Genomic DNA, 6,000 nt, shown 5'->3' on the forward strand with positions numbered 1-6,000 from the left:
CCAGCCGTAGGGCTTAGAACGAATGAGGGACTCAAGCATCCCGAGGTGCGAATACGAAGATCAAAGAAACAAGGAGGAATCGGGTGGAGGCGACTTTTCGGGCACCGAAGGGAAACAGCCCCCGCCCGCGCCCGGACGCTCCGTAACCGGACCGAAAAACATCTTAACGCGATTCTCCGACACTCGCGGGGAAATCGAATCTCTCGGTCGGACGCGGCGGGTCTTCCGCGCGCTCTCGCCGGGGCCCATGACACGGCGTCACTCGCCACTCGTGTCGGGCCGCCCGAAGCGAGAGCCTGCGGAAGATTCCGCTACAACACCACCCGCGTGACGTAGGGGCGAACTCCTACCGGCGGCTCCCTACTGGGGGGCCGCCGCCCAACGCCGCAGCCGGGTGCGGATCGCCCGCACCTGGCCGCCCTCCGTCACGGCGGAGTGCCGTGGCGTCTCCTCGAAGGGCAACACCGATTCCGGAGTGTTCACTCCGTAGCGCATCCCGTAGTGCGCGTACAACTTCGTTTCCTGCTCCGCTTCCAGGTCGCCGTCCTCGAGTGCGACGCGCGGCGCACGCCGAACCGTTTCCCGATCGACGGCCACGGTGAGCGTGTCACCGTCGAACGCGGCACCGGCCAGCGGGACGAAACTCTCGTTGGTGCCGAACAGCCCGGTCTGCACCGTTATCCAGGCCGGCTGTTCGGTGTCATCATCCACGAGCACCCGGCCGACGACACCGATCCGGCTTCCGCGCGGATCGAACGTCTCACAGCCGGTCAACCGCAACGCCTCTCGTTGTCCGATCAAGAGCAACCACCTCCCACCCACCTGCTCGCCCCGACACGAGCATCGACTGTTTAGTCTGCATGCCTGCCCCCGCACGAAGCATCCCGATCACCCGTGCGGCACAGAGCCGTTGTGGTATCGAAACCGCGCGTGGGACCGGACCGAGACCCTCGGGTCCGACGACCGAGGCGCATACTGCCGTGCCGGATCCGTTCGAACGGGCGGGATCCGTACGAACCGACCACCGCATCCGAAAGGGCCGTGAACCGAAATGGCAGCCGACGAATCGCTCCCCCCCTACGCGCCACAGATCACCGAGGAGATGCGGGAACAGGCGAAACAGACCCCCAACAGCTGGCTCTACATCGTGGACCCGACCTACGAGGCCTCCGGTGAGAACGTCCCGCCCGAGGGTGTGGTCGGCGCGTTCCGGATCGACGAGTCCGGCGAGATCGACGAGCGGTTCCACCCCAACGACGAGTACGAACCGGGTACCGGCACGTTCGAACCCAGCAACGAGTTGGAACGGGTACTGCAGCTGATCGCCACCGGCCACGCCTCGGAGTCCGAGTTACCGGCCGCCGTGCTGGCGGGTGAACTGCTGCTCTACGCCGAGGAGGACGGCGAGGACGCGCTCTACGAGGCGGAGCTGGACGACGGGAGCAGGCTCGTACCCGCCTGCACCTCCGTGAACCGGGTACCGGAGGACTGGCCGAGCTACCGCACCGTGGCGGGCGCGCGGCTGCCCGAGCTGCTCGACGGCCTGGACCTGGGGCTGAACCTGGACGACCCGGTGCGTGCGGTGATCCCCTACGACATGCTGGCCCAGTCGCCCGCCTCGGAGTGAACCCACCCGCCCGGGAGTGCGCCGTCGGATAGTGCCGTGCCCACTCGGGCGTGGGTGGGCCGCGTCGGTTTCCCCCGGCGCGGCCGCCCCGAGAAGTCCAGCGGGAAAAGCCCGGTGCGATCGGGCGCGACACGCCGTCACCTCGGACGCGTGTCCGGCGCCACGAGTGGGAACGCGGTTGACGCGGTTAGCCTCGAAGCCGTGAGTGAGGATCAACGAAACGGCGGTCCCGGACCGATCGAGCACTACGCGCTGCTGTCCGATCTGCGTACCGCCGCCCTGGTGGGCAGGGACGGCTCCGTCGACTGGCTCTGCCTGCCCAGGTTCGACTCCCCGTCCTGCTTCACTCGCCTGCTGGGCGACGACCACCACGGTCACTGGCGGATCGCACCGACCGGCCCCGTGCGGCGGGTCGAACGGCGCTACCGGGACAACTCGCTGGTGTTGGAAACGGACTTCCACACCGACACCGGTGTGGTGCGGCTGATCGACAGCATGCCCCCGCACGAGAAGAACCACGACGACGAGCCGTGCCTGGTGCGAACCGTCGAGGGGATCTCCGGCGAGGTGGAGATCGGGATTCGCTGGGTGGTGCGGTTCGCCTACGGCCACTCGGTGCCGTGGGTCCGCACCATCCGCGAGCGGGAACCGATACCGGATGAGTATCTGCTCGCGCTCGCCGGGCCGCACACCGTGGTGCTGCGCGGCGACGTGCTCCCCGCCCGCAAGGAGGACGAGCGCGCACACGAGATCACGACCACCGTGGGCGGTGGACAACGCTACTCCTGGGTGCTGCAGTGGTCCTCGGACCCGGACGATCTTCCCGCCCCGATGGATCCCGTGCAGGAGGTGCGGGACAACGAGGACTTCTGGCGGGACTGGTCACGCCGGATCAACTACACCGGGCCGCACCGCGAACCGGTGTACCGTTCCCTGGCCACCCTGAAGGCGCTGACCTACGCCCCGACCGGCGGCATCATCGCGGCTCCGACGACCTCGCTCCCGGAGGCGCTGGACGGGGACCGCAATTGGGACTACCGCTACTGCTGGTTACGGGACGCCACGCTGGTGCTGCTGGCGCTGGACAACTTCGGGTGCTCGGCAGAGGCGGCATCGTGGCGACGGTGGCTGTTACGGGCCGTCGCCGGGGATCCGGCGGATCTGCAGATCATGTACGGCGTCGGTGGTGAGCGACACCTGCTGGAGTGGGAGCCGGAGTGGCTGCCCGGCTATCAGGACATCTCACCGGTGCGGATCGGCAACGCGGCCTACGACCAGTTGCAGCTGGACGTGTTCGGCGAGGTGATGGACGCGCTGCACCTCGCTCGCGAGCGGGGTGTGACGGAGACCCCGGACTCGTGGGCACTGCAGCGTGGGATGCTCAAACACCTGGAGACCATCTGGCAGCGGCCGGACAAGGGGCTCTGGGAGGTGCGCGGGCCGGACCGGCACTTCACCCACTCCAGGGTGATGGTGTGGGTGGCGTTCGACCGCGCGGTCCGGGCGGTGGAGGAGGACGACCTCCCCGGACCGGTGGACCGCTGGCGCGAGATCCGGGACTCGGTGCGCGAGGAAGTGCTGCGCGAAGGGTTCAACACCGAGCTCGGCGCGTTCACCCAGTACTACGGCGGCACCACGCTGGACGCCGCGACGCTGCTCATCCCCGCCCTGGGTTTCCTGCCGGGCGACGACGAGCGGGTCCGCGGCACCGTGCGCGCGGTGGAGCGGGAACTGCGACACGGCGTGCTGGTGGACCGTTACAGCACCGCGTCGGGCACGAACTCCGTCGACGGCCTGACGGGCCGGGAGGGCTCGTTTCTGGCCTGCTCGTTCTGGCTGGTCGACGCGCTCGCACTGTGCGACAGGCGCGAGGAGGCCGAGCGGATGTTCGGGGAGCTGCTGGAGCTGCGCAACGACGTGGGCCTGTTCGCCGAGGAGTACGACCCCCACGCTGAGCGGTTCACCGGCAACTTCCCGCAGGCGTTCAGCCACCTCGCCCTGGTCAACTCGGCGGCGAGGCTCTACGGCGGGCACACTCGCGAGGAGTCCAGTCGACGCGACGGAGGGAGCCGGTGTTGAAGGCGGCGACCGTGATTCCGGGAAAACCGGGCTCCTCGGCCGTCGACGAGCTGCCCGATCCTTCACCGGAACCGGGGGAGCTGCTGGTCGAGGGCCTGCTGGCGGGAGTGTGTTCCACCGACGAGGAGGTCGTGGAGTCCGAGCACGGCACGGCTCCCGCGGGCAGGGAGCGAATGGTGCTGTTCCACGAGTCGCTGGGCAGGGTGAGTTACGCCCCCGCCATCAGCGGCTTCCAGGAGGGCGATCACGTCGTGGGGGTGGTCCGCAGGCCCGATCCCCAACCGTGCCCGGCGTGCGCCGCCGGGCAGTGGGACTTCTGCCGCAACAACGAGTACACCGAGTGCGGGATCAGGGGACTCGACGGGTTCGGTTCGCAACGCTGGACCGTCGAGCCCAGGTTCGCCGTGCCGGTGCCTCACCGGTTGGGCGAGCTGGGGGTGCTGACCGAACCGACCTCGATCGTGGAGAAGGCGTGGGAGCAGGCCGAGTTCGTCGCCAGACGCTCCTACTTCGCCCCGCGCCGGGTGCTGGTCACGGGTGCCGGACCGGTGGGGCTGTTGGCAGCGCTGCTGGGCAAGCAGCGTGAACTGGACGTACACGTGATGGATCGGGTCGAGCGGGGAGCGAAACCGGATCTGGTGCGTGAACTGGGTGCCGGGTACCACAATTCGCTGGACGAGCTGGACTTCGAACCCGAGCTGGTGTTCGAGGCCACCGGTTCGGGGAACGTGGTGTTCGACGTACTGCGCAGAACCGCCCGGAACGCGATCACCGTACTGTTGGGTCTGTCGGGCGGTGCTCACACGATGCGGATCCCGGCCGGAGCGATCAACGACGAACTCGTGCTGGACAACGACACGGTGCTGGGTACCGTGAGCGCGAACCTGCGGCACTATCGCGGCGCGGTGCACGCACTGGACGCGGCGGACCGGGGGTGGCTGAACGGGCTGATCTCGCGCAGGGTGCCGCTGGCGGAGTGGCAACGAGCACTACGCGCGGAAGAGGACGACGTGAAGGTCACGGTGCGGTTGGCGGAGTGACTGATGCTTTCCTGTCGTGTTGTCGTGCTACTCGCTGGGCGGAACCTCCCGCCCGCCCTCGCGCCGGGCGGCCCGACATCGGGTAGCCGACGTGCCGGGGACTCGCGCCGGACGGGGCGGCAGCCGCACCACTCGCCTCCCCGGAGCGTCGTCGACGATCATCCGGCCCCGCACGGCCCCTTCACCCTGCTGGACTTCGCGATCCCCGGCGATCCGGGAGTGGTCTGTCCGGAGGACCGGGTGGGCGGGAGGTACTACGAGGACGCCGACGAAATAGCCGAATACCTCGGTGGCAAGAACGGTCGATTCGACAACAAAACCGGTGTGCCCGGCTGCCGTGACCGCTGGCCGCACGCCCGCCCCGTTGGGGACAGTGGACGGTTCCGGAGTGGACGGCGGAATTATAAGCTCACGGGATCATGACGCAGCACAGCTCGACGACACCTGCCCTCAGAACGATTATCGCACCGCTGGCGGCACTCGCACTGCTGACCGCGGCCGGTTGCGGTGGCGCTGGAAACGCGAACGATTCGACCGCTGGTTCCGTTGCGCCTTCGGCCACAGCTTCGCACTCCCCTAGCTCGGATCCCAGTGGGGACGAGTCCACCGCACCGGGCGAATCCGACGGCGGCGAGTCAGAAGCGGCCTCGTCCGGCGACGCATCCGGGGACGGTGGCAACGGCTCCGGTGACAACGCTGATTCCGGCGAGGCGGGCGATGGCGACACTTCCGGCTCGTCGGGCCGCGGCGGTTCGGGCGGCGGCGCGAAACCACCCGCACCGACGTTGGCGGGCACCGACCCGTGTGAGTTGTTGACCACGGCACAACGCGACGAACTGGGGCTGCCACGCACCACCGCCAACAAGAAGGACGGCGAGACCCGCAGTTGCGAGTTCAACCCCCCGCAGGGCAACGGGCCGGGCACGAGTGCGCTGCTCGCGATCCACGAGGAGCAGGGGCTGAACGAGTTCAGCGGGATGACCGGCGAGGCCGAGAAAACCACCATCACCGGACACGAAGCGAAGATTCAGTGCGAGTACGGCAACTGTCTGATCGGCATAGCGGTCACCGAGACGTCGCGCGTGGACGTGCAGTCCACGGTGCTCGGTGACGACGCCGCGACGAAGAAGCTCGGCAACCGAATCGCGAAGATGATCATCGGGAATCTGGGTAGTTCCTGAGCCGGACCCCGCGTCGATTTCGCGCGAAATCACCGCACCGGAACGGCCGCACCGCCCCGCTGCGCGGCGATTT

General features: G+C 68.3%; 5 protein-coding genes. 4 read left to right on the top strand and 1 reads right to left on the bottom strand.

Annotation, left to right across the window (positions count from 1 at the left end):
- Window positions 1-360: 360 nt before the first annotated feature.
- On the bottom strand, window positions 361-801 hold the full coding sequence (locus ACOQFL_RS05140) for a PRC-barrel domain-containing protein (RefSeq protein WP_435542905.1): 441 nt from the start codon (window positions 799-801) through the stop codon (window positions 361-363).
- A 250-nt stretch (window positions 802-1,051) separates the two neighbouring features.
- Here ACOQFL_RS05140 and ACOQFL_RS05145 point away from each other — a divergent pair, with 250 nt between their 5' ends.
- The 4 genes from ACOQFL_RS05145 (at window position 1,052) to ACOQFL_RS05160 (ending at window position 5,927) form a co-directional block, all read left to right on the top strand.
- Window positions 1,052-1,627, top strand: a complete 576-nt coding sequence (locus ACOQFL_RS05145) for a type VII secretion system-associated protein (protein WP_435542906.1) — start codon at window positions 1,052-1,054, stop codon at window positions 1,625-1,627.
- 201 nt (window positions 1,628-1,828) lie between these two features.
- A complete protein-coding gene (locus ACOQFL_RS05150; RefSeq protein WP_435542907.1) occupies window positions 1,829-3,706 on the top strand; it encodes a glycoside hydrolase family 15 protein in 1,878 nt (625 codons plus the stop codon).
- Window positions 3,703-4,746, top strand: coding sequence for a glucose 1-dehydrogenase (locus ACOQFL_RS05155; RefSeq protein WP_435542908.1), 1,044 nt, complete (start codon window positions 3,703-3,705; stop codon window positions 4,744-4,746). The genes ACOQFL_RS05150 and ACOQFL_RS05155 overlap by 4 nt, the downstream gene beginning before the upstream one ends.
- A 419-nt stretch (window positions 4,747-5,165) precedes the next feature.
- Window positions 5,166-5,927 carry a DUF3558 domain-containing protein gene (locus ACOQFL_RS05160; RefSeq protein WP_435542909.1) on the top strand — a complete coding sequence of 254 codons (762 nt, stop codon included), beginning with the start codon at window positions 5,166-5,168 and terminating at the stop codon, window positions 5,925-5,927.
- Window positions 5,928-6,000: the final 73 nt, after the last annotated feature.

The sequence above is a fragment of the Actinopolyspora sabaoui genome (assembly GCF_051225635.1).
Lineage (GTDB): Bacteria > Actinomycetota > Actinomycetes > Mycobacteriales > Pseudonocardiaceae > Actinopolyspora.